This is a genomic window from Modestobacter lapidis, from assembly GCF_054780755.1.
Window position 1 is genome coordinate 24,256 of sequence record NZ_BAAGVS010000015.1, and the last position, 21,911, is coordinate 46,166.

Genomic DNA, 21,911 nt, shown 5'->3' on the forward strand with positions numbered 1-21,911 from the left:
CGACTGGGCAGGAATGGTCCGCGAGACGGTGGTTCAGGTGAGCGGAATCCTCCTGTTCCTTCTCTTCCTCGCGTGGTTTCTCGGAGCCTTCGGGTTCTAGCTCTCGCCTCCGAAGTTAAGGCCGGTAGTGCGCAGGGGTCATCGCGCCGGGTACCCGGTGGCGTCCGGCCGGGGGCGGCAGCGCGGCACGGCCTCGTTGCGAGGCAGCAGCTTTGCGGCCAGCACCAGCACCAGCCGGTCACCGCGGCGAGCAGCACCTGCGGCCGGAACAGCACCACTTGCGTAAACAGCGGCACGACGAGCAGCATCAGCGGCGGACTGTCCAGCCCGCCGGTCAGCACCGCCTGCACCGTCATGGCCAACTGCAGCAGCTGAAGGTGACGGCGCCGACGACCTTCGGCTGGCGGACCACGCCGGGCGCCGCAACACCCAGGACCATGCCGACCCCGGTCAACACGAACATGAGCAGCAGCCACGGCCCGTACCAGACCGACGCCCGCAGGGTCTTGCCGCCGAGCGCGATCCGAACAGGTGGCCATCGGCATGCGCTCGTGCATGTTCCCATGGCGACGCTGATCCGCGGCGCTGCCGCACAGCCACCCCAGCGCTGTCGACCGGAGCGACCTCTCGGCGGGAACGGGACCGGCTGGCATGGGACGTGGATCGACGCCGGTGACCCGGTGCCGCACCGCGCCAGCCCAACGGAGGACAGCGCCCCGCGACGGCGCCGGATCCGTCACACCCGCGGCGCCGGCCCGGCTCCCGCGCCCGTCCGTTATCGTCGGTGCATTCCCGTAACTCGTGTGTAACACCTGCGGCCGGCGTCCCCGGTAGAGCAAGGCGGCACGCCTGATCCGCCAGCAGAGGTCATGTTCCACACGCGCTCATCGAGCTACGAGCTCATCCGGCACGCCGGGCTCTCCTACTTCCCGATCGCCTTCATCGCCCGGCTGCCGTTCGCGATGATGACCGTCGGGGTACTCACCCTCGTTGTCGCGGAGCGCGGGTCGGTGACCCTCGGCGGGCTCAACTCCGCCGCCGCCGGCATCGGCACCGCGCTCGCCGGGCCGCTGCTCGGCGCCGCCGCCGACCGGTTCGGCCAGCGCCGGGCCCTCGTCCCCGTGGGGCTGGCCAACGCCGCCCTGCTCGGTGCCTTCCCGTTCCTGGTCGCGAGCACCGCCCCGAACCTCGTCGTCCTCGCGCTCTCGGTGCTGATCGGTGCCACGGCACCGCAGATCGCCCCGATGTCCCGCACCCGGCTGGTCGCCATCGTCCGCCGCACGGTCGGGGGGAACCGGCGGGAGAAGGTGCTGAACGGCACCATGGCCTACGAGTCCGCCGCCGACGAGACGGTGTTCATCGTCGGCCCCTTCCTCGTCGGGCTGCTCGCCACCGCCTTCGCCCCGGAGTTGGCCATCGGCGGCGCAGCGGTGCTCACGCTCGTGTTCGTCACCTGGTTCGCCCTGCACCCCACCGGCCGGGTCTCCCCCGGCACGGCCTCGGGGCGGACGGCGGCACAGGCGCCCGCCCGGGAGCTCGCCCGCTTCCCGCTGCTCACCGTGGTCGCCGGCACCCTCGGCATCGGCCTCTTCTTCGGCGCCATCCTCACCTCGCTCACCGGGTTCCTCGCCGCCGACGGCAGCGGCGACAGCGCCGGCCTGCTCTACGGCGTCATGGGCATCGGGTCGGCCGCGTTGGCGCTCGGGACGGCGGCCTTCCCGGTGCGCTTCAGCCTGCCGGCGCGGTGGCTCGTGTTCGGGTCGCTGCTGCTCGCCGCCGCGGTCGCCTACGCGTGCGCGCGCTCGGTCCCCGCGCTCGTCGTCGCCCTCGCGGTCCTCGGCTGCGGCATCGGTCCGACCCTGGTCACCCAGTACAGCCTCGCCGCGAAGCTCAGCCCGGCCGGCCGGTCCGCGACCACCATGACGATGCTCGGGTCCGCGGTCGTCGTCGGCCAGGCGGTCTCGTCCGCGGGAACCGGCGTCGTCGTCGACCGGCTCGGTGCGGGCACCGCGCTCGCGCTGCCCGCCGTCGCCGCCGCGTTCGTCGTCGCCGCCGGCCTCGCCCACGTCGCGTCGACGCGACGGGTCGAGCAGCCGGAGCCGGTCGCCGCCTGAACCCGTCCCACGCCGCACGGGACCTGGACGCTCATCCGAGTGACGACAACGCCTTGCTCGCACATCTTCCTACAAGTGCGAATAAGGTTCAGGCATGTTCGCGGATGATTGGCCGCGGGTCGGGGCGCGAGAGGTGGGGTGGCGGCCCAGCCTGCCCGACGACGTCGTCCCTCGCGCCGTACGTCTGCGCCATGTCGGCCCGTACCGCGCCGCCGTCGTGCCCCGGATCTCCGACCGGCACCCGGTGCTCGACCCGTCCGTGCAGAAGGCGGCCGAGGAGGCCGTCAGCGAGATCGCCCGCTTCGACGCGCGCACGGGTGCCGACCGCACCCCGTTCGCGGCCGTCCTGCTGCGCACCGAGTCCGCCTCCTCGTCCCGGATCGAGCAGCTCACCTCCGGCGCGAGGGCCATCGCGGTCGCCGAGCTGGGCGGGCCGTCCACCCGCAACGCCGAGGCCGTCGTCGGCAACGTGCATGCCATGCAGGCAGCCCTCGACCTGGCCGCCGAACCGACCCCGGATGCGATCCTGGCCATGCACGGCGCCCTGCTGCGCGACAGCGCACCCGACATCGCCGGGCGATGGCGTACGGCGCAGGTGTGGGTCGGGGGCGACTCCCACGGACCACACGGCGCCGAGTACGTCGCCCCGGTCGCCGACGAGGTCCCCGACCTGGTCGAGGATCTCGCCCGTTTCGCCCGCCGGGAGGACGTCCCCGGCCTGGTGCTCGCCGCCATCGCGCACGCCCAGTTCGAGACCATCCATCCCTTCCCGGACGGCAACGGCCGGGTGGGCCGCGCCCTGGTGCACGCCCTGCTCCGGCACCACGGCATCACCCGGTCGGTCACCGTGCCGGTCTCGGCGGGGCTGCTGACCGACGTCGACGGCTACTTCGCGGCCCTGACCGCCTACCGGGGCGGCGATCCGAACGCCGTCGTCACCGCCTTCACCCGGGGCACGCTCGCTGCCCTCACCAATGCGGCCGCCCTGGTCCAGGAGCTCCGCGCGATCCGGGCCGGGTGGCAGGACACCGTCCGGGCCCGGGCCGACGCCGGCGCCTGGCGGGTGGCCGACCTCCTGCTGCGGCAACCCGTACTCGATTCCCCGCTCGTCGGCCGCGAGCTGGGCGCACCACCGCAGAACGCCGTGCGCGTCCTGGCACCGCTGATCGAGGCCGGCGTCCTCACCGAGTTCACCGGCCAGAAGCGGAACCGGATGTGGCAGGCAAGGGAGGTGCTCGACGCGCTGGACGCCTTCGCCACCCGGGCCGGGCGGCGATCGGTGGGCTGACGACATCGGCTATTGACAGCCCCACTATCGATAGCGAAACTATCGCCGTGCGCATATCGGAGCTCGCCACCCGCAGCGGCGTCAGCGCGGCGTCCATCAAGTGGTACGCCCGCGAAGGTCTACTGCCGGCCGGCGAGCGCACCGGCTACAACCAGACCAAGTACGGCGAGGAGCACCTGGCCCGCCTGCAGCTGATCCGGTCACTGATCGAGGTGGGCGGGCTCAGCGTCGCCGCCGCGCGCGACGTGCTGTCCGCCGCCGACGACCCGGCCCACCCCTTCGGCGACACCCTGGGCATCGCGCAGGCCTCGCTCCCCCGCTCGACCACCCCACCGACGGCGGAGTCGCTGCAGCAGGTGAAGGATGCCGCCTGGGCACAGGGGTGGGAGGTCTTCGACGACAACCCCGGCCTCCCGGCGGCCGCCGCCGTGCTCGACCGCTATCGCGCACTGGGCCGCGAGGACCTCACCGCCGCACTGCCGGGCTACCTCCAGTCCGCGGAACTCGTCGCCGCCGCCGACCTGGACTGCATCACCAAGAACATCGACGCAGGCCCAGCGACGGCGGCCCAGACCGTCGTCGTCGGCACCGTGCTCGGTGACGCACTGCTCGCCGGACTGCGCCGGATGGCCCAGGCCAGCGAGTCCCACCGCCGGTTCGGACCCACCCCCGGGAGCCCGTCGTGACCGTCCTCGACCACCGACCGACCGCCACCCCCGCGCCGTTCACCCGGCCGGCGAACCGCCCCCTACTGGCCCTCGCCGCGCTGATGGCCGTCACAGCCGTGGTCACCGCCGTCCTCGCGGTCGTCGACCCGGTGCAGATCGTGGGGCGCAACGGCTGGCTCAAACCGCTGAAGTTCGCCATCTCCATCGGCATCTACGCCGTCACCATCGCCTGGCTGCTCGACCGGCTGCCCGAGCGCCGCCAGCGGGCCGGCCGGATCGTCGCCGGGGTGATCACCGCGGCACTGGTCGTCGAGATCGTGATCATCACCGGCGCGGTCGCCGCCGGCACCACCAGCCACTTCAACGTCTCCTCCCCGCTGGCCACCACGCTGTGGGCCACCATGGGGACGGCGATCGCGGTCGTGTGGCTGGTCACCCTGGTCCTCGCGGCGCTGCTGTGGCGCAGTCCGGACGACGCCGCCCGGCAGCTCGCCATCCGGGCCGGTCTGGTGCTCGGACTGGCCGGCATGGCGGTGGCCTTCCTCATGACGACGCCGACGCCCGAGCAGCTCGACGGCTTCGCCGGGGTGGCCGGCGCACACGCCGTCGGCGTTCCGGACGACGGCCCGGGCCTGCCCCTGCTGGGCTGGAGCACCACCGGCGGCGACCTGCGCGTGCCGCACTTCGTCGGCATGCACGCCCTGCAGGCCCTACCACTGCTGACGCTCGCGCTGGAGGCGCTGGCCCGCCGGCTGCCCGCACTGGCCGATCCGGGCACCCGGTTCCGCGTCGTCGCCGTCGTGTCGGGGGGCTACGCCGCCCTGCTGGCGCTGCTCACCCTGCAGGCGCTCGCCGGCATCCCGGTCACCGAGCCACTGGGGTTCCTGGGCTGACGCCTGACGACGACATCCCGGGACCAGGCGTCCCGACGCTCGCCCACGGCCCAGCGGCACTCAAGGCCAGCTCGTCACTAGCCGATACCTTATCTGACGGATAAGCTTCTGCAGACCGTTGGAGGAATCATGGCCGAGCTGCCCGAGGCGATGACGCGCGCGCCGCTGCGCACCGTCCGGCCGCAGGACCTCGCGACCGTCTACACGCAACCCAACGTCCAGCTGGCCCGGCTGACCCGACAGGGACGGGTCCGCCGAGCCGCCCCCGGCATCTACTACGCCCTACCCGACGACCAGGACACTGCCTGGCTGCCCACCCTCGAAGCACTGGCCGCGGGCACAGCAACCGCCCTGTACGGCGAGCGGGTCCCCGTCCTCATGCACCTGACCGCGGCCCGGTTGCACGGCGCCCTGCCCCGCGCGATCACCCGGGCGATGGTCGCCGTCCCCGCCCAGCACCGCCCGCTTCGGGTGCTCGACCGCCCGGCCGGCGTGATTACGTTCGTGACCCGGGACGTCGACGCTCTCGATGCGACGCTCGTGCGCACCGATCTGGGCCCGGCGCTCGTCACCACCCCGGAGCAGACCGTGCTGGACCTGACCAAGCGGCCCACCCTCGGCGACATGCCCGGCGAAGCCCAGGCCGCCGTGCGCACCCTGCTCCCGCGGTGCGCACCGGAGCGCCTGGACCAACTGGCGCGAAACCAGCGCATGGTGCGGACGTTGCAGCGGCTGCGCACCGACCACCCGCAACCGGAGCTGGAGCCATGACCCGGGGCCGTCCGGCCCGGCGAAGCCTCGATCCTGCCGAGCTACGGCACGTCCGAGAGCAGTTCGGCGTCGCTGACGAGCAGGTGCTCCGCGACCACGCCGTCAGCCATGTGCTGGCGGCCCTGTCCCGCGCGGACCTCGTCGACGACCTGGTGTTCATCGGCGGCACCGCACTCTCCCGCACCTTCCTGCCGCACCTGCGCCTCAGCGAGGACATCGACCTGATCACGTCCGCCCCGCGCAGGGACGTCGGCCGGAGCATCGAGAGCGCGGTGGCCGCCGGTCTGCGGCGCACGCACGGGAGCGTGGCCTGGGCGCCCGCCCTCGCCGACACCCGGGGCGCCGATTCCAGCGTGCTGGTGGTCGGGGACTCGATCCACATCCGCGTGCGCGGGGGACGTCCGGCCGTGGATGTTCTCGCGTCCTCCCACGGAGGGCGAGTGGCTCGCCGCCCTGGCTCATCAGGGACGCATCGAAGTCGGTGCGGCCGTGGCACTGAACGAGGTCGCCGCCCACTGGGCCCGCGCCGTGTCCTCCCCCGACGACTGACCACCACCGGGCCGGCCTGCTCGCCGAGCCACTGAAATCTCTGCGCTGGCGGCGCGCCCAGGACGAGCGGAAGCAGCGCGCTCCCGACGCCTTCCGCGAGGAGGAACCGCGCCCGTAGCGTCGGCGCCGTGAGCTACGACGCCCTGGCCGAGAGCGTCCGGCTGCTCGGAGGCGCGCCGCCGGCCAGCCACACAAGGCTGAGCCGGCGGGTCCGGCACCTGCCGCTGGCCGTGGACCGGGACGGCGACGTCGCCGTCACGATGTTTCTGCGCCGGGGTGTCAGCGGCGTCCCGCTGCTCGAGACGCACAGCCTGGAGCGGACCGACGGCGGCTGGCGGCCGCTCGGCGGCGGCGGTGGCCCCGGCCACCAGGCGACCGAGGCCCGTCCACGGCTGGCCGACCTGGGCAGCCCGGCGGTGGGCTACGGCGGCGGTGGCACCGCGCGGACCTCGACCGGCCGGCTCCGGCGCCCGGCCCGCTGGGTCTGGTGGGCGGAGCTGCGCGTGGCCGAGGAGGCCGCCGTCCTGCGCGTCGACGACCGGCTGGTGCCGGTGGCCGCGCACGGCTGCGCGGTCGTCGTCTGGACGCGGCGGCCGCCCCGGGTCACCGCGCTGGACCCGGCGGGCGCAGTGGTCGGGCCGATCCCGATCCGTCCGGCCGGGTACCGGACCGGCCGGTAACGACCGCGGGCCTCCCGGGAACGCTGCCGCTGACCCGAACGTCGCAGGACGCCGATAGCGTCCGGCCATGACCTCCTGGCCGATGGACCGTGGCGTGCTGGAACTGGGCGACCTGCCGGTCGAGCGGGGCGGCACGATCCGCGACGCCCGGCTGTCCTGGCAGGCCCACGGAACGCTCAACGCCGCCCGGGACAACGTGATCGTCTACCCGTGCAGCTTCGGCGCGACGTCGGACGACCTCGCCTGGCTGATCGGCCCCGACGGCGTGCTCGACCCGACGCGCTGGTTCGTCGTCGTCCCGGATCTGTTCTCCAACGGCCGATCCAGCAGCGCCTCGCAGGACGACGACTACCCGGCGGTCGTGACGCCGGCCGACAACGTGCGCGCGCAGCACCGGCTGGTCACCGAGCACATCGGTGCCTCCACCGTCGCCGCCGTCTACGGCTTCTCGATGGGCGGGATCCAGGCCTACCACTGGGCCGCGCTCTACCCCGAGGAGGTGCAGCGGGCGATCGTCGTCTGCGGCAGCGCCCGCACCGCCGACCACAACAAGGTGTTCCTGTCCGGCCTGCTGCGCGTCCTGGAGGCCGCCCCCGAGCACCGGGGCGGCGGCCGCTTCTCCGCCGAGCCGCAGGCCACCCTGCGCGCCTTCGCCCACGTCTACGCCGGCTGGGGGCTGAGCCAGGACTTCTACCGGCAGGGCCTCTACCGCACCGCGCTGGGCGCCCCCGACCTGGAGGCGTTCCTGCGCACCGACTGGGAGGGGCGGTTCACCCTCGCCGCGGCCGATCTGTACGCCGAGCTGCAGACGTGGCTGCACGCCGACATCAGCGCCGGCGGCGACCTGACCGGCGCACTGCAGGCCATCCGCGCCCGCGTGCTGCTGCTCCCGAGCGAGACCGACCTGTACTTCCGGGTCGCCGACAACGCCGCCGAGCTCCCGCACCTGGCCGCGGCCGAGCTGCGCCCCATCCCCAGCGTGTGGGGGCACCGCGCCGGCAACCCCAGCACCAACCCGGCCGACCTCGCCTTCCTGCGCGCCGCCGTCCGGGAGTGGCTGGACACCTGATTGCCAGGTGCCCGGTCCGGGGAACGGTGCGGGCATGACCGACTTCGTCCACGCCTTGGCCGCCCGGCAGCTCGCCGACTACCGGGCCGGCACGCCGGGCACGTTCTTCGCCGACCCCGGCCGGCCCCCGCTCAGCCTCGACGAGGCCTACCGGGTGCAGGGCGAGGTGGCGGCGCTGCGCGCTCCGGAGGAGCAGGTGGTCGGCTACAAGGTCGGGTGCACCGGGCCGGGCACCCGCGCGCAGTTCGGCCTGGACGGACCGATCCGCGGTTTCCTGTACGACACCGAGCTGCACCCCACCGGCAGCGAGATCTCCTCCGCCGCCCACGACGGGCTGGCGATCGAGGGCGAGCTGGCCGTGCGCCTGGGCGACGACGGCCGGATCGCCCGGGTCCTCCCCGTGATCGAGCTGCACAACTACGTCTTCCGCGGTCAGCCGCCGACGCTGCAGGAGCTGGTGGCCAACAACGGCATCCATGCCGGCGTGGTGCTCCCACCCCCGGCGGCAGAGCTGCCGTGGCACGACGACGAGCCGTTGACCGGGCGGCTGACCGTCCGGATCGACGGGGCCCGCGTCGAGGAGGGGCCGATGGACGGCGTCCCCGGCGGGCCGGCCGGGTCGGTGCGCTGGCTGGCGCGGCAGCTGGCCGACTCCGGCCTCTCCCTGCGCCCCGGCCAGCTGATCCTCACCGGCACGCCGCTCGGGCTGATCCGGGTACGACCGGGTGCGCACCTCGAGGTGAGCGCCGAGGGTCTGGGCACCGTCGAGGCCACGATCGGCGCCTGAGCCGGTCCGCGGTCAGCCGGCCGACGCCGCTCGGCCAGACTGCCCACCATGGACCTCGAGGCCTTCTACCTCCCGCTCGGCGACAACCGCTTCACCCCGACCCGGGCCACCGAGAGCCCCTGGGACCACAGCGCCCAGCACGGCGGACCGCCGTCGGCACTGCTCGCCCACCTCGCCGCCGACGCCGCCCGGGCAACCGGTGCAGGCCACCGCGCGGCGCGGATCAGCGTCGACTTCTTCGGCGCGATCCCCCGCCGCGAGCTCACCGTCGAGGTCTCCCCCGTCCGGCCGGGTCGCCGGATCGACCTCACCGAGGCGGTGATGACCGTCGAGGGCCGCACCGTCGCCGTCGCCCGGGTCTGGTCGCTGTCCGTCGGGCCGACGCCGCCGGTCGTCACCGAGCTGACGCCGCCGCCCCCGGTCCCCGAGGAGTCCGCCCAGGTGCTGCCCGACCTCACCGACTGGGGCTTCGGGCAGGCCCTCGACTGGCGCTACACCGCCGGCTCCCCGCACCAGCCCGGCGCGGCCGACGTGTGGACCCACGTCCGCGTCCCGCTCATCGCCGGCCGGCCGCTCACCGGACTCGACCGCACCCTCATCGCCGCCGACGCAGCCAACGGCATCTCCGCCGAGCTCCCGATCGACAGCTGGTGGTCCATCCCACCGGGCATGACCACCCACCTGACCCGCGAGCCCGACGGCGAATGGGTGCACCTGGCCGCCCGCACCCAGATCGCCGCCGACGGCATCGGCCTGTGCCACGGCACGCTCGCCGACGCCCGCGGATCGATCGGCGAGGTGTCCCAGCCGCTGCTCGTCCGAGCCCGCTGACGGGCCACCACCGGGAAGCCGGTCACGCTGCCCGGGCGGACTGCCGAGAACCGGATCATGTGGACGCGAAAGGGCCGCCCCAGCCAGGACGACGTGCCACCGGCCACCGGTGACCTCGAGGGCTGGCTGCACGACCTGACCGGCGGCGAGACCACCGTGCGCCGGCTCCGCAAGCGGCTGGACGCCGAGCGCATCCCGGCCAACGAGGTCCGCCCGGCCTGCTGCGCCTCGCCGGCCGACCACCCCGGCCACCAGCCGGTGCAGCGCACCGCGTAGTCACGCCGGGCGCACTCGTCAGAGACCGGCGGCCGCCGGCAGCGCGGTCAGCGACGCCACCAGCTCATCCACCGGCTGCGGCCGGCCGAACAGGTAGCCCTGCGCCATCGGGCAGCCCAGCGCGGTCAGCGTGCGGGCCTGCTCCCCGGTCTCCACGCCCTCGGCGATCAGGGTCAGGTCCAGCGCGTCGGCCAGCGCCATCACGCTGCGCAGCAGCCGGGCCCGCCGGCTGGACGTGGTGATCGTCGAGACGAACGAGTTGTCCAGCTTCAGGTAGTCGGTGGGCAGCGTGTCCAGCCGGGACAGCGCCGAGTAGCCGGTGCCGAAGTCGTCGATCGCCACCTGCAGGCCGTGCTCCCGCAGCGCGTGCAGCGCCCGCACCGAGCGGGTCGACTCGGCCTCCACGAGGCTCTCGGTCACCTCCACCACGGTCCGCTCGGCCGGCCAGCCCGTCTCGGCGAGGACGGCGAGCACCCGCTCCGGGAAGTCGGCGTCGTCCAGCTCCAGCCCCGACACGTTGACCGTCAGGAACAGCTCCCGCCCGGTCGCCTCGCACAGCGACCGGGCATCCCGGCACGCCACCGCCCAGACGAACGCGCCCAGCGCACCGATCAGCCCCTCCTGCTCGGCGATCGCGACGAACTCTCCCGGCGGCACCGGCCCCCGGTCGGGATGAGTCCAGCGCACCAGGGCCTCGACCCCGGCCACCTCGCCGTCCGCCAGGGTGACGACCGGCTGGAAGTGCACGGCCAGGCCCGACCCCGGCCCGCCCGCCAGCGCCGCGACCAGGTCGCGGGCCAGCGGGCTGTAGCCCCCCGCATCAAGCTCGCTCCGGCCACGCCCCAGCGACTTGACCCGGTACAGCGCCGAGTCCGCCCGCCGCATCAGCTGCGCCGCCGAGTCACCGGACTCCAGCTCGGCCACGCCCACCGAGGTGCCGATTCCCGGCAGCGCCGCCCGCAGCTGCTCGACCGACGCCAGCGCCTGCCCGCCGTCCAGCCCGGGCAGCAGCAGCGAGAACTCGTCGCCGCCGTGCCGGGCGAGGACCGCGCCGGGCGGCAGCAGCGGCGTCCAGGTGCGGGCCACCGCGCGGAGCATCTCGTCACCCGCCGCGTGCCCACGGGTGTCGTTGACCATCTTGAAGTGGTCGAGGTCGACCAGCGCCGCCGACAGCGGTTCACCGGTGCGCACTGCCGTCCGCACCGCGACGTCGAGCGCCTCGTCGAAGCCGCGCCGGTTCATCAGGCCGGTGAGCGCGTCCTCACTGGCGCTGGCGGCCCGGCGGGCCAGGACGCCCACGACGCCGGCCACCCCCAGCACCAGGATCCCGAGGACGACGGCCGGCCCGATCGCCACGTCACCCCGCAGCACCACGACGACGGCGCCGATGACCAGCAGCTCGACCAGGTAACCCGCGGCCCACACCGGGGCGAAGAAGAGGAAGGAGTTCATCGAGGCGAACGCCGTCAGCGCCAGCACCGCCACCGCGCCGTCGATGGTCGGCGCGATCAGGGCGAACAACCCGATACCAACCAGGCCGGAGGCGATCAGCGCGTGGAAGAAGCCGCGCGGAACACGGTCGCCCCAGCGCATGATCGCCACGCCCAGCCCCATCGTGACCGGCGCGATCGCGACCACCCCCGGATGGACGGCGGCCAGCCCACCCGGCGAGCCGAGAACCAGCACCACTGCCGCCAGGCCACCCAGCGCGGTGAGCAGTCCGGCGGTCCGGGCGATCACCCGCGGGGTGGCCACCTCCGGCGCCGTCCAGCTGATCCGCATACCCAGGACATCGAACGCCGGGCGCCCGCACTGCAGCGGACCCACCGGGAACCGCCGCGGTTTCCCTCCATCGGGTGGCCCCGAGCCGGCTCAGCGGTCCGTCGACCCGTCAGGCCGTCGGCGCCCAGCCCAGCGCCGGGCCGAGTTTCGTGGCGATGTCGGTGAGGAGCTGCTCGTAGTCGTCGGCCGCGAAGCTGAACGGCAGCGCGAACACCACCTCGCGCACCTCGCGGAACGCGGCGTCCGCGTGCAGCTGCGCGGCGATCTCCTCCGACGTCCCGATCAGGTCGCGGGCGAACAGCAGCCGCGCCGGGCCCTGCGGCGACCGCGTCCGCGGCGTGCGGGCATCGACGTACGCCGCGTACCTCTCCCGCTGCTCGGTCGACGCCGAGTCGGTCGGGATCACCACCAGCCCCTGCGACGCCCGGGCCGCCTCCCCCGCGGGGTGCGCCACCCGGAACGCCCGGATCTGCGCCGCCTGGATCGCGGCGAAGTCCACCGAGTTCCCCTCGGCCTTCACCACGCTGGAGGTCAGCAGGTTCATCCCCTGCTCCCCCGCCCAGCGCGCCGAGCGCTCCGACCCGCCCCCGTACCAGATGCGCGAGCGCAGCCCGGGCGAGTGCGGCTGCACCCGGTCCGACCACTCCTCCACCACGCCCTCCATCCCGCGGAACGTCGACGCCGGCGCCCCCTCGACCAGCCGCAGCAGCCGGGCCACCCGCTCGTAGGAGAAGTCCTCGACGTCGGCCGTGTCCGGGTACAGCGCCGCCCGCACGTCCTCCCAGTGCATCGGCGGCCCCACCGACACCCCCGGGTTCAGCCGCCCGCCGCTCAGCACGTCCACCGTCGCCAGGTCCTCGGCCAGCCGCAGCGGGTTCTCCCACGCCAGCGGGATCACCGCCGTCCCCAGCTCGATCCGCGACGTCCGCTGCGTCGCCGCCGCCAGCACCGCCACCGGCGAGCTGATCCCGTACTGCAGGTGCCGGTTGCGCACCCAGGCGCTGGCGAACCCCAGCCGCTCCCCCAGCTCGATGATCTGCAGCGTCGCCTCGTGCCCGGCGCGCGGGTCGCCCTCGTCGAACAGTCCGATGGTCAGGAAGCCCAGCTTCTCCAGCGGTTCCCCAGGCAGCGGCATGCGCTGATCATCCCCGAACCCGCCCAGGGCTCCCCCGAGCCGGTCAGACCCCCAGGTGCGCCAGCGCCTGCAGCAGCAGCGCGCTCTGCCCGTTCGCCAGCTCGGCGAGCACGGCGGGCTCCCGGGCCTCGTCGGGTGTGAACCAGGTCAGCTGCAGCGCGTCCTGCTGCGGAGCGCAGTCCCCCTCGACCGGCACCACGTAAGCCAGCGACACCGCGTGCTGCCGCGGGTCGTGGAACGGCGTCACCCCCGGCGTCGGGAAGTACTCGGCGATGGTGAACGGCTGCGGCGCGGGCGGAACCCGGGGCAGCGCGAGCGGGCCGAGGTCCTTCTCCAGGTGCCGCAGCAGCGCCGACCGAACCCGCTCGTGGTAGCGCACCCGCCCCGACACCAGGGACCGTTTCACCTGCCCGTCCTCACCGATGCGCAGCAGCAGGCCGACCTTGGTGACGGTGCCCTGCTCGTCCACCCGCACCGGCACCGCGTCGACGTAGAGGATCGGCAGCCGCTCGCGCGCGGCGTCCATCTCCTCACGGGAGAGCCAGCCATGGTCGGTCGCCGTCGTCGCCTCGGTCATGTGCCCTGTCTAACCGATGCGCGCCCGCCGGCCGACGACGCCTCCCCGACCGGGGCGCAGGTCACGACCGCGGCCGGCCGATCCCGCTGGCATAGAGCACGGCCAGCACGGCCCCGGGTGGACCGGCCACGTAGAGCCACCACGGGTGCAGGACGTCGCCGGTGGCGAGCGAGACGGTGCCCCAGACCACCACGTTGATGGCGACGGCGCAGGCCCAGATGATCGTCAGGACGCGCATCGCCGTTCCCGCGTCCCCGTCGGAGAACACCGGACGGCGGCCCGGCGGAGGCGGCGGTTCCGGAAGGTCGGCGGTGACCCGGACCAGCTCGCCGCGGGTGCGCGACGCCCACACCGACTGCACCCGGGCATCGAACTCGTGCAGGTTCAGCTGCCCGTCGCCCACTGCCAGGCGCAACCGCTCCTGCACGGCGGCCCGCTCGGCGTCGGACACCCGCAGCTCGTCGGGGCGCACGGGATCGGTCACGCGCGGAATCGTCGCACCGGACGCCACCCTCGTGTGCGCGGCCGCCCGACGGGTCGCGCCCTGGTGGCCGTCGGGCTTCGCGGCTCGGCCGCTCGGACAGGTCGATCAGCCGACTTCACTGCGGCGCATCGCTGAGCCCGTCCGCAGCGGTGCCCTCCCACGCGGTCTGCTCACCCGAGGTCTCCCACTCGTCCCGGGCCGCGGCGTAGTCCTGCTCCAGCTCTGGCTGCCGCAGCAGCTGAAGGGCGCGCCGGATTACTGCCGACCGGCTCGTCAGCCCCGAGGTCCGGGCGTACTCGTCCAGCACCGCCACGTCCTCGTCGGGCAAGCTGATACACAGCCTCACGCGGCGATGCTATTGCGGTAGCACCGGGACGGCGGTGCTTGTGCGGCCGCACGCACCCCCCGAGCACTACTGCTCGGCGACATTCACCCCACCACCACCAGCTCGTGCGGCAGCCGGTGCAGCACCTCGTGGCCCGTCGCGGTGATGACCACGAGGTCCTCGATCATGACCGCGCCGGTGTCGGAGGAGTACGCCGGGGTCTCGACCGCGAAGACCATGCCCGGCTCGATGAGCCGCTCCTCGGTCCGGCTCAGGAACGGCGGCTCCTCGTGGAAGGTGTCCAGGCCGACCGAGTGCCCGTAGTGCCCGCGGGTGAAGCGCGGGAATCCGTTGAGCCGGATGTGTGACTGAGCGGCCTCGAAGACCGCCCGCACCGGCTCGCCCGGCCGGAGACGCTCCCTGGCCAGCTCGTGTGCCTCGAGCAGCACGCGGTAGAGCCGCTGGGCGGCCGGCCGGATCTCCCGGAAGCTGAACGTGCGACCGCCGTCCCCCCGGTAGCCGTCCACGGTCGTGCCGCAGTCGAACTTGATCAGGTCGCCCGGGACGAGCCCGACGCCCTGCTCGGAGTCCACCCCGATGGCCGTGGTGGCACCGACCGCGGGCAGCACCCAGTGGTCGGTGAAGCCGGCGTACCGGTCGGTCCCCATGGCCGCCTGGGTGACCCCCAGGGCGTAGCGGTGCCGCATGTCCAGTGCCGTCATGCCGGGCTGCGCGGCGTTCGCGGCGAACGTCATACCGGCCTCGGAGAGCTCCGTCGCCCGGCGCAGCGCCTCGATCTCGAAGTCGTGCTTGATGCTCCGGAGCTCGTAGACGTCCTCGGTCATGTCGACCAGGTCGACGTCGGGCGCGAAACCGGCGATCCGTCGCACCGTGTCCTGCAGCACGTACCGCATGTCCGTACCGATGCGGGCACCGAGCAGACCCCGGTCGGCGAGGGCGCTGCGCAGCATCGCGTCCTGCTCGTCCTCGGAGAACTGCGCCGGCCGCGGGACGTCGGCGTCCGGCCCCGCACCCACCTGCAGGTCGGCCGCGCTGCGCAGCTCGACCCAGACCCGGAACGGGCGGACGTCGGCGATACCGGAGACGCGCCGAGCCTGCTCGGCCTCGAAGTCGCTGATGATCATCGCCGGCTCGAGCGCCGGGTCGGCCGGCACGAGGACCAGCACCGTGCCGAGCATGCGCCAGGGCCACTCGGAGAGGAAGTAGCTCTGGAAGCCGCTCGTGTAGTGCACGTTGGACGGGGTGTACGCGAGGTAGGCGTCCACCCCCAGCTCGTGGCAGCGGCGCCGGATGTCGTCGAGGATCTGCGCACGCACCGGGGTGGTCGCCCCGGGCCGCGCCGTCACCGCGACTCCACGGTACGGACGATCTGCGGCGTCCCGGTCTCGTCGAACCGGACGACGTCGAACAGACCGATCTCCGGCTCACCGACGTCGGTGAAGTCCAGTGGTCCGGAGACCCCGTTGTAGTCGATGTCGGTGCCGGCGGCGATCAGCTCGGCGCAGTCGGCGAACGTCCCGCACTCCTCCCCGTCCCGGGTCACCGACTGCATCGCCCGGGCGATGTCGCCCGGGGCGTCGCTGCCGGCCTGCAGCGCGGACAGGGCGATGGTGATCACGCAGTCGTAGTGGTACGGCGTGAAGTTGGTGATCGACACCTGCGGCTTGCTCGCCACCAGCCGGTCCAGGAAGGCGGGGTCGTTCTGCGAGGAGGCCTGGGTGGCCTGCATGCCCTCCAGCACCCCGGGGTCGGACTCGCTGACCGCCGAGCCGAGGGAGCCCAGCGACATGCCGTCGGTGCCGAAGACCCGCACGTCGGCGGGCCCCAAGCCGTTCTCGATGAGGCTGCGCAGCAGCGTGGTGCCCTCCTGGAAGGCGATCACCACGACGGCGTCGGGTTCGGCGGCGGCCACCTCGGCCACCTCGGCGGAGAACGTGGTGGCCGCCGGGTCGTACGGCACGTTGGCCACGACCTCGGCCCCCTCGTTCTCCAGCTGCTCGATCACCGACTGGGAGAGGCTCTGGCCGTAGTCGTCGTTGCGGACGACCACTGCGACCCGGGATGCACCTTCGCCGATGACGGCCTGGGCGAGCACCGGGCCCTGCCGGGTGTTCGCCGGGATGGTCCGGAAGTAGAGGCCCTTGTCCGGGTAGCCGGTGAAGGTGGCGCTCGTGTTGGCCCCGGCGCACTGCACAGCTCCGGCGCCGGTGATCCGGTCGAGCACCGAGAGCGAGATCGCGGAGGAGACCGGGCCGATGATGGCGTCGACGCCCTCGCCGAGCAGCCGGTCGACGGTCTGCCCGGCCACGGTCGGGTCCCCGGCCTCGTCGCCGCCGGACAGCGTCACCGGTTGGCCGAGGACACCGCCGGCCGCATTGACGTCCTCCACGGCCAGCTGGGTCGCCGCGATGACCCCGACGCCGAGGCCGGAGAGCGGGCCGGTCTCGGCGAGGACGTAGCCCAGGTCGAGTTGACCGTCCCCAGGCCGGGAGGACTCGACCTCGGGGGCGGGGCCGTCGCTCGACGCGCTGGGAGCGGCGGTGCCGGAGCCCTCGTCCTCGGCGGGGTCGGAGCCGCCGGAACACGCGGTGACGCTCAGGGCGAGCGCCCCCGCCAGCACGGTGATCGGGAACGTGCGAGTCCTCACGAGGCCTCCTGGAACGTCAGCGGGACCGGAGTGGTCCGGGCCCAGCGTTCACCGGCCGGTGTGAAACCGTCCAATACCGAGTGACGCCCTTGTGATATGGGCGCTGTATCAATGCCTTGTGGACCTCCGCCATCTGCGCTACTTCCTCGCGGTCGCCGAGGAGCTGCACTTCGGGCGTGCCGCCGCACGCCTGCACATCGCCCAGCCGCCGTTGAGCCAGCAGATCCAGCGACTGGAGCGGGAGCTGGGCCTCAAGCTGTTCGAGCGGGACCGGCGGCACGTGCGGCTCACCCCCGCCGGGGAGGTGCTGCAGGTGGAGGCGCGACGCACCCTGGCGCAGGCCGACCGGCTCCTCGACGTCGCAGCGGACGTGCGGACGGGTGGGTTCGGCCGGGTCCGCGTGGGGTTCGTCGGTTCGTCGCTCTACGGGCAGCTGCCCGCACTGCTGCGTGCGGTGCGGCAGCAGGCCCCCCAGGTCACGCTGTCCGCCGTCGAGCTGGAGTCCGGCCCGCAGCTGGCCGGGCTCATCGAGGACACGCTGGACCTGGGCGTGCTCAGGCCGCCGGCCTCCACGCCGTCGCTCGCGGTGCAGGTGATCGAGGAGGAGGAGCTCGTCGCCGCGCTGCCGGAGGACCATCCCCTCCCGGTGGGGCGGCCGGTCGCCCTCGCCGACCTGGCGGAGGAGCCGTTCGTGCTCTTCACCCGGGAGCACGGGGAGGGCTTCTGGCAGGTGGTGGTGCAGGCCTGCGGCCAGGCGGGCTTCTCGCCGAACATCGTGTTCAACGCCGAGCACGTGCACACCATGGTCGGCCTGGTGGCCTCGGGCATGGGGGTGTCCCTCGTCCCGCAGGCGGTCCGCCGTCTCGATCTGACGGGGGTGCGTTACGAGCGGATCGCTGCGCCGACGCCGCGCCTGCCCCTGGCGCTGGCCTGGGACCCGCGCCGTTCGTTCCCCGCCCTCGAGCGCGTGCTGGAGATCGTCACCGTCCAGGCTCGTCGGACGGCGGGCGCCGCTCGTCAGTTTCCGGGTGATTAGCGTCCGCTCGCGTCGCCGCACCGAGTCTGCCCAAATAGAGCTCCACGACGGCGGGGTCGTCGAGCAGCTCGCGCCCCGTTCCGGTGACCGCGTTGTGCCCCTGGTCGAGGATGTAGCCCCGGTCGCAGATGGCCAGGCAGCGCCGCGCGTTCTGCTCGACGATCAGCACCGCGGTGCCCGTCTCGTTGATCCGGGAGATCAGGGCGAACACCTCGGTCTGGGCCCGCGGGGAGAGCCCCGCCGACGGCTCGTCCAGGCAGAGCAGCCGTGGCGCCGGCATCAGCGCCCGTGCCATGGCCAGCATCTGCCGCTCACCACCCGAGAGTGAGCCGGCCCGCGCCTGCATCCGTTCGACCAGGCGGGGGAAGAGCTCGGCGAGCGCCTTCCAGCGGCCGGCGAACTCCTTCGGCCGCAGGAAGGAGCCCATGCGCAGGTTGTCCCGCACGGTCAGCCGGGGGAAGACGTTGTCCAGCTGCGGCACGAAACCCACCCCCCGGCCCACCAGCTCGTGGGACGGCGCGCCGGTGATGTCGGTCCCGTCGAAGCGCACCGTGCCCGCACTCACCGAGACGAGCCCGAAGACGGCCTTGAGCAGCGTCGACTTGCCGGCGCCGTTGGGGCCGAAGATGCCCACGAGCTCCCGGCCGCCGACGTGCAGGGACACGTCCTGCAGGATCGGGACGCCGGGCGTGTAGCCGGCGGTGACGCCGCTGACCTCGAGGACGGTGTCCGCGGGCAGCTCCGCCCCGGGAGGGCTGCTCGTCGCCCGATGGGCTCCGGTGCTCATGGCTGCCGGCCCTTCCCCGCGAGGTGCGCGGGATCGTCGTCGTCGGCCTCGTCCGATCCCAGGTAGGCGTCGATGACCTCGGGATCCCGCATGACCTCGGCCGGGGTCCCGGTGGCCAGCACCCTTCCGAAGGCCATGCACACCACGTCGTCACTGATGTCGGCGACGACGTCCATGTCGTGCTCGACGAAGAGGATCGTCGTCCCCTCCGCGCGTACCTGCCGGATGTGGTCGAGCAGCGTCTCGACCAGCCGCGGGTTGACGCCGGCCATGGGCTCGTCGAGAAGGAGCAACCGCGGCTCGCTCATCAGGGCGCGGGCCATCTCCAGCAGCTTGCGCTGACCACCCGAGAGCACGCCGGCAGGCTGGCCGGCCATCTGCTCGAGCCCGAACCGGGCGAGCAGCTCCCGCGCCCGTTCGGTGTTGTCCGCCTCCTGACGCCGCCAGCTCCGCCGGCCGAACAGGGCTCCCCCGATGCCTTCACCGCGCTGCCCCGGGGCCGCGAGCAGGACGTTCTCCTCCAGCGTGAGGTCCGCGAGGCTGCGGGTGAGCTGGAAGGTCCGCACCATCCCCTGCCGGGCGAGCCGGTAGGCCGGCAGCCCGGTGACCTCGCGTCCCTCCAGCTGCCAGGCGCCGGCGTCGGCCCGGTCGAACCCGGTGAGGACGTTGAAGAAGGTCGACTTGCCGGCCCCGTTGGGTCCGATGAGGGCCGTGATCGTCCCGCCGCGCACGGCGAACTCGTCGACGTCGACGGCGGTGAGGCCACCGAAGCGGCGCTGCACCCCCTGGGCACTGAGGATCGGCCGGGTCGTCTCGTGACCGCTCGGACTGCTCGTCATGCCGCCACCTCCGCCTTCGCCGTTGCTGCGGTCTTCGGCGTCCGCCGGGACAACAGCCCGCCCGCGCGGAAGTACATGAACAGGATGAGCGCGATGCCGACGAGGGCCAGCCGGATCGGCCCGACGTCGGACGTGGACAGCACCTCGTCGCTGATGACGCCGCTGGTGATGGCCTGCCGGAGCAGCGAATCGCTCGCCGCGAGCAGCAGCCAGAACAGGACGGCGCCGACGACCGGGCCCAGCACGCGCCCGACGCCGCCGAGCAGGAGAACGGCGAACGCGTAGAACGACAGGTCGGCGGTGTAGGTGTCCGGGGTGATGGCCTGGGATGCCAGGGCCAGCACCATCCCCGCAACGGAGGCCATGAGCCCGCCGAGCGCGAGCGCCTGGAGCTTGTAGGCGTAGGTGTTCTTGCCCAGCGCCCGGACCACCTCCTCGTCGTTACGGATCGCTCGGATGACCCTCCCCCAGGGGCTGCTCACCAGCAGCGCCGTGAGGGCGACCGCCGCTGCCACCAGCAGCCAGCCGACCAGGGCGATCCACAGCTGCCCGCCGGAGAGGGAGAACCGGCCGATCCCGTAGCTGCCCCCGCCGAAGGGGTTGAGGTCGTAGAAGTCGGAGGCGAACTGCTGGACGCCGAACACGCCGTAGGTGAGTGGAGCCGCGGCTTCCGATCGGAACAGCAGGCGCAGGATCTCCGCGGCGGCGATCGTGGCGATGGCGAGGTAGTCGCCGCGCAGCCGCAGGGTCGGAACCCCCAGCAGCAGGGCCAGCAGGAACCCCATGAGCAGCCCGACGAGCACGCCCAGCCACAGCGGGGCGCCGTAGCGGGTGACGCTCACGGTCATGCCGTAGCCGCCGACGAGCATGAACCCGGCCTGGCCGAAGTTCATCAGGCCGGCGTAGCCGAACTGCAGGTTGAGCCCCACGGCGGCCAGCGCGAAGACCGCCGCCTGAGGTCCGACGGCCGCCCGGACGGCGTCCGCCAGCACGGCGATGAGGTCCATCAGCCCACCCTCTCGCGCAGACCGAGCAGCCCCTGGGGCCGCACGAGCAGGACCAGGATCAGCAGCAGCAGCGCCCACACGGTCTGCAGCTCGCTGTCGAAGAAGACGGTGCTCAGCTGGGCGAGCAGGCCGACGACGAGGCTCCCCACCACGGCACCGAACGCGGTGCCCAATCCGCCGAGGATGACCCCGGCGAACATCAGCAGCAGCAGGTTGAAGCCCATGTTCCAGGTCACCGCCTGGCTCAGGCCGTAGAGCACACCGCCGAGCGCGGCCAGCCCACCGCCGGCGAGCCACACCTGGAACACCACGCGGTCCACGTTGATCCCCGAGCACCCCGCGAGCGCGCGGTTGTCCGAGACCGACCGGACGGCCGTGCCCAGTCGGCTGCGGGTGAGCGTCAGCCCGACCAGCACCAGCACCAGCAGCGCGATGCCCAGGATCGATGCGTCCCGCGGGGTGATGCTCAGCGGACCCCACTCCCAGACCTGCTGCAGCCCGTACTGCTCGTAGGACCGCGGGTTGCCCCCGTAGACGACCAGGACGACCTGGCGCAGCAGCAGGGCGAGCCCGATCGTCGCGATGAACATCGAGACCTGGCTGGCCCGCCGCCGCCGCATCGGGCGCCACAGCACCAACTCGCTGCCGCCGGCCAGCGCGGCGACGACCGGGATGGCCACCAGGGCGGCCAGCACGATGTGCAGCCCGGCGGCGTTCAACCCGAAGGCGACCACCGCCCCCACGGTGACCAGCTCGCCGTGCGCGAAGTTGATCAAGCCGGTCGTGCCGAAGATGAGCGAGAGGCCGATCGCGGTGATTCCGATGAGCGCACCGAGCAGCAGGCCGTCCAGCGTCGCCTGGGCCAGTGCGGCGCCGAGGCCGGATCCCGAGGTCTCCACCTGGCCCAGTGGGAACAGGACGTTGCGGAGGCCGCCCGGGTCGACGGTCACCTCCCGGCTGGCCTCGGCGCCCTCCCGGAGGCTGATCCCGTCCGGCAGCGACTCTTCGTCGAGGCTCACCTCGTAGGTGCCGGGAGCCGGCACCGGGATCTCCCAGCGCCCGTCCGCACCGCTGGTCACGGAGGCGACCTCGTCGCCGTCCTGGCTGAGCGTGACCTCCACGTCCGGGACCGGCTGGTCCTCGGCGTCGACGAGCCGGCCCTGGACGACCTCCCCGGCAGCCAGGGCCGGCGACGCGTCCACCAGCAGGCAGGCCAGCGCTGCAGCGACCGCGCACAGGACCGCGATGGCCCACGCCGGCCCCCGTCGACGGCGGGCACGGACCCGGGTGGGCGCTCCGGTCAGGGCAGCCACCAGACCTCCGACACTCGTCCGGCGACGCCGCA

Annotated in this window: 24 protein-coding genes; 12 read left to right on the top strand and 12 right to left on the bottom strand. The window is 73.4% G+C overall.

Going from position 1 to position 21,911, the window contains the following annotated elements:
* The first annotated feature begins 869 nt into the window (after positions 1-869).
* The 5 genes from ACYVG5_RS14720 to ACYVG5_RS14740 all read left to right on the top strand — a co-directional run bounded on the left by ACYVG5_RS14720 (position 870) and on the right by ACYVG5_RS14740 (position 5,734).
* On the top strand, positions 870-2,114 hold the full coding sequence (locus ACYVG5_RS14720) for an MFS transporter (RefSeq protein WP_222050025.1): 1,245 nt from the start codon (positions 870-872) through the stop codon (positions 2,112-2,114).
* 94 nt (positions 2,115-2,208) lie between these two features.
* A complete protein-coding gene (locus ACYVG5_RS14725) occupies positions 2,209-3,402 on the top strand; it encodes a Fic family protein (protein ID WP_222050024.1) in 1,194 nt (397 codons plus the stop codon).
* A gap of 47 nt (positions 3,403-3,449) precedes the next feature.
* Positions 3,450-4,088, top strand: a complete 639-nt coding sequence (locus ACYVG5_RS14730; protein ID WP_222050023.1) for a MerR family transcriptional regulator — start codon at positions 3,450-3,452, stop codon at positions 4,086-4,088.
* Positions 4,085-4,963, top strand: coding sequence for a hypothetical protein (locus ACYVG5_RS14735; RefSeq protein WP_222050022.1), 879 nt, complete (start codon positions 4,085-4,087; stop codon positions 4,961-4,963). Before ACYVG5_RS14730 ends, ACYVG5_RS14735 begins: the two co-directional genes overlap by 4 nt.
* 129 nt (positions 4,964-5,092) lie before the next feature.
* On the top strand, positions 5,093-5,734 hold the full coding sequence (locus ACYVG5_RS14740) for a type IV toxin-antitoxin system AbiEi family antitoxin domain-containing protein (protein WP_222050021.1): 642 nt from the start codon (positions 5,093-5,095) through the stop codon (positions 5,732-5,734).
* A 41-nt stretch (positions 5,735-5,775) separates the two neighbouring features.
* Here the strand turns inward: ACYVG5_RS14740 and ACYVG5_RS14745 are convergent, their stop codons facing one another.
* Positions 5,776-5,931, bottom strand: coding sequence for a hypothetical protein (locus tag ACYVG5_RS14745; protein WP_460683303.1), 156 nt, complete (start codon positions 5,929-5,931; stop codon positions 5,776-5,778).
* On the opposite strand from ACYVG5_RS14745, the gene ACYVG5_RS14750 reads away from it, so the two are divergent.
* The 6 genes from ACYVG5_RS14750 to ACYVG5_RS14775 all read left to right on the top strand — a co-directional run bounded on the left by ACYVG5_RS14750 (position 5,887) and on the right by ACYVG5_RS14775 (position 9,926).
* Complete coding sequence (locus ACYVG5_RS14750; protein WP_460683302.1) at positions 5,887-6,318, top strand: nucleotidyl transferase AbiEii/AbiGii toxin family protein; 432 nt, start codon at positions 5,887-5,889, stop codon at positions 6,316-6,318. The two genes, ACYVG5_RS14745 and ACYVG5_RS14750, sit on opposite strands and share 45 nt — an antisense overlap.
* A 93-nt stretch (positions 6,319-6,411) precedes the next feature.
* Positions 6,412-6,963 (top strand): hypothetical protein, encoded by a 552-nt coding sequence (locus ACYVG5_RS14755; protein WP_222050019.1) that lies wholly within the window; start codon positions 6,412-6,414, stop codon positions 6,961-6,963.
* A gap of 67 nt (positions 6,964-7,030) precedes the next feature.
* The gene (locus ACYVG5_RS14760; RefSeq protein ID WP_222050018.1) at positions 7,031-8,032 is read left to right on the top strand and encodes an alpha/beta fold hydrolase; all 1,002 of its coding nucleotides are present in this window, start codon (positions 7,031-7,033) and stop codon (positions 8,030-8,032) included.
* Positions 8,033-8,066: 34 nt separating this feature from the next.
* On the top strand, positions 8,067-8,819 hold the full coding sequence (locus ACYVG5_RS14765; protein ID WP_222050017.1) for a fumarylacetoacetate hydrolase family protein: 753 nt from the start codon (positions 8,067-8,069) through the stop codon (positions 8,817-8,819).
* Positions 8,820-8,867: 48 nt separating this feature from the next.
* Entirely contained in the window at positions 8,868-9,650 is a 783-nt protein-coding gene (locus ACYVG5_RS14770; protein ID WP_222050016.1) for a thioesterase family protein, read from the top strand.
* A gap of 57 nt (positions 9,651-9,707) precedes the next feature.
* Complete coding sequence (locus tag ACYVG5_RS14775; protein WP_222050015.1) at positions 9,708-9,926, top strand: hypothetical protein; 219 nt, start codon at positions 9,708-9,710, stop codon at positions 9,924-9,926.
* Between the two features lie 18 nt (positions 9,927-9,944).
* Here the strand turns inward: ACYVG5_RS14775 and ACYVG5_RS14780 are convergent, their stop codons facing one another.
* The 7 genes from ACYVG5_RS14780 to ACYVG5_RS14810 all read right to left on the bottom strand — a co-directional run bounded on the left by ACYVG5_RS14780 (position 9,945) and on the right by ACYVG5_RS14810 (position 16,897).
* A complete protein-coding gene (locus ACYVG5_RS14780; protein WP_222050014.1) occupies positions 9,945-11,753 on the bottom strand; it encodes a putative bifunctional diguanylate cyclase/phosphodiesterase in 1,809 nt (602 codons plus the stop codon).
* Between the two features lie 64 nt (positions 11,754-11,817).
* A complete protein-coding gene (locus ACYVG5_RS14785) occupies positions 11,818-12,843 on the bottom strand; it encodes an LLM class flavin-dependent oxidoreductase (RefSeq protein WP_222050013.1) in 1,026 nt (341 codons plus the stop codon).
* Positions 12,844-12,886: 43 nt separating this feature from the next.
* On the bottom strand, positions 12,887-13,420 hold the full coding sequence (locus ACYVG5_RS14790; RefSeq protein WP_222050012.1) for an NUDIX hydrolase family protein: 534 nt from the start codon (positions 13,418-13,420) through the stop codon (positions 12,887-12,889).
* A gap of 61 nt (positions 13,421-13,481) precedes the next feature.
* On the bottom strand, positions 13,482-13,904 hold the full coding sequence (locus ACYVG5_RS14795) for a DUF1707 SHOCT-like domain-containing protein (protein WP_222050011.1): 423 nt from the start codon (positions 13,902-13,904) through the stop codon (positions 13,482-13,484).
* 115 nt (positions 13,905-14,019) lie between these two features.
* Positions 14,020-14,250, bottom strand: coding sequence for a ribbon-helix-helix domain-containing protein (locus tag ACYVG5_RS14800; protein WP_222050010.1), 231 nt, complete (start codon positions 14,248-14,250; stop codon positions 14,020-14,022).
* A gap of 83 nt (positions 14,251-14,333) precedes the next feature.
* Positions 14,334-15,596: a M24 family metallopeptidase gene (locus tag ACYVG5_RS14805; RefSeq protein ID WP_222050009.1), complete on the bottom strand. Its 1,263-nt coding sequence runs from the start codon at positions 15,594-15,596 to the stop codon at positions 14,334-14,336.
* Positions 15,593-16,897, bottom strand: a complete 1,305-nt coding sequence (locus tag ACYVG5_RS14810; protein ID WP_222050008.1) for an ABC transporter substrate-binding protein — start codon at positions 16,895-16,897, stop codon at positions 15,593-15,595. The genes ACYVG5_RS14805 and ACYVG5_RS14810 overlap by 4 nt, the downstream gene beginning before the upstream one ends.
* 118 nt (positions 16,898-17,015) lie before the next feature.
* On the opposite strand from ACYVG5_RS14810, the gene ACYVG5_RS14815 reads away from it, so the two are divergent.
* Positions 17,016-17,933 carry a LysR substrate-binding domain-containing protein gene (locus tag ACYVG5_RS14815; RefSeq protein ID WP_222050007.1) on the top strand — a complete coding sequence of 306 codons (918 nt, stop codon included), beginning with the start codon at positions 17,016-17,018 and terminating at the stop codon, positions 17,931-17,933.
* Here the strand turns inward: ACYVG5_RS14815 and ACYVG5_RS14820 are convergent.
* The 4 genes from ACYVG5_RS14820 to ACYVG5_RS14835 are packed head-to-tail and all read right to left on the bottom strand — an operon-like array spanning position 17,878 to position 21,879.
* On the bottom strand, positions 17,878-18,720 hold the full coding sequence (locus tag ACYVG5_RS14820; protein ID WP_222050006.1) for an ABC transporter ATP-binding protein: 843 nt from the start codon (positions 18,718-18,720) through the stop codon (positions 17,878-17,880). The two genes, ACYVG5_RS14815 and ACYVG5_RS14820, sit on opposite strands and share 56 nt — an antisense overlap.
* Positions 18,717-19,559 (bottom strand): ABC transporter ATP-binding protein, encoded by an 843-nt coding sequence (locus ACYVG5_RS14825; protein WP_222050005.1) that lies wholly within the window; start codon positions 19,557-19,559, stop codon positions 18,717-18,719. The genes ACYVG5_RS14820 and ACYVG5_RS14825 overlap by 4 nt, the downstream gene beginning before the upstream one ends.
* Positions 19,556-20,566, bottom strand: coding sequence for a branched-chain amino acid ABC transporter permease (locus tag ACYVG5_RS14830; RefSeq protein ID WP_246630858.1), 1,011 nt, complete (start codon positions 20,564-20,566; stop codon positions 19,556-19,558). The genes ACYVG5_RS14825 and ACYVG5_RS14830 overlap by 4 nt, the downstream gene beginning before the upstream one ends.
* Positions 20,566-21,879, bottom strand: a complete 1,314-nt coding sequence (locus ACYVG5_RS14835; protein ID WP_222050004.1) for a branched-chain amino acid ABC transporter permease — start codon at positions 21,877-21,879, stop codon at positions 20,566-20,568. Before ACYVG5_RS14835 ends, ACYVG5_RS14830 begins: the two co-directional genes overlap by 1 nt.
* Between the last annotated feature and the right edge of the window lie 32 nt (positions 21,880-21,911).

What these genes read in the sequence shown, in the direction of transcription:
- ACYVG5_RS14740 (WP_222050021.1), top strand. Translation starts at nt 5,093, where the DNA reads ATGGCCGAGCTGCCCGAGGCGATGACGCGCGCGCCGCTGCGCACCGTC.
- ACYVG5_RS14775 (WP_222050015.1), top strand. Translation starts at nt 9,708, where the DNA reads ATGTGGACGCGAAAGGGCCGCCCCAGCCAGGACGACGTGCCACCGGCC.
- ACYVG5_RS14760 (WP_222050018.1), top strand. Translation starts at nt 7,031, where the DNA reads ATGACCTCCTGGCCGATGGACCGTGGCGTGCTGGAACTGGGCGACCTG.
- ACYVG5_RS14825 (WP_222050005.1), bottom strand. Translation starts at nt 19,559, where the DNA reads ATGACGAGCAGTCCGAGCGGTCACGAGACGACCCGGCCGATCCTCAGT.
- ACYVG5_RS14725 (WP_222050024.1), top strand. Translation starts at nt 2,209, where the DNA reads ATGTTCGCGGATGATTGGCCGCGGGTCGGGGCGCGAGAGGTGGGGTGG.
- ACYVG5_RS14820 (WP_222050006.1), bottom strand. Translation starts at nt 18,720, where the DNA reads ATGAGCACCGGAGCCCATCGGGCGACGAGCAGCCCTCCCGGGGCGGAG.
- ACYVG5_RS14770 (WP_222050016.1), top strand. Translation starts at nt 8,868, where the DNA reads ATGGACCTCGAGGCCTTCTACCTCCCGCTCGGCGACAACCGCTTCACC.
- ACYVG5_RS14785 (WP_222050013.1), bottom strand. Translation starts at nt 12,843, where the DNA reads ATGCCGCTGCCTGGGGAACCGCTGGAGAAGCTGGGCTTCCTGACCATC.
- ACYVG5_RS14790 (WP_222050012.1), bottom strand. Translation starts at nt 13,420, where the DNA reads ATGACCGAGGCGACGACGGCGACCGACCATGGCTGGCTCTCCCGTGAG.
- ACYVG5_RS14720 (WP_222050025.1), top strand. Translation starts at nt 870, where the DNA reads ATGTTCCACACGCGCTCATCGAGCTACGAGCTCATCCGGCACGCCGGG.
- ACYVG5_RS14830 (WP_246630858.1), bottom strand. Translation starts at nt 20,566, where the DNA reads ATGGACCTCATCGCCGTGCTGGCGGACGCCGTCCGGGCGGCCGTCGGA.
- ACYVG5_RS14765 (WP_222050017.1), top strand. Translation starts at nt 8,067, where the DNA reads ATGACCGACTTCGTCCACGCCTTGGCCGCCCGGCAGCTCGCCGACTAC.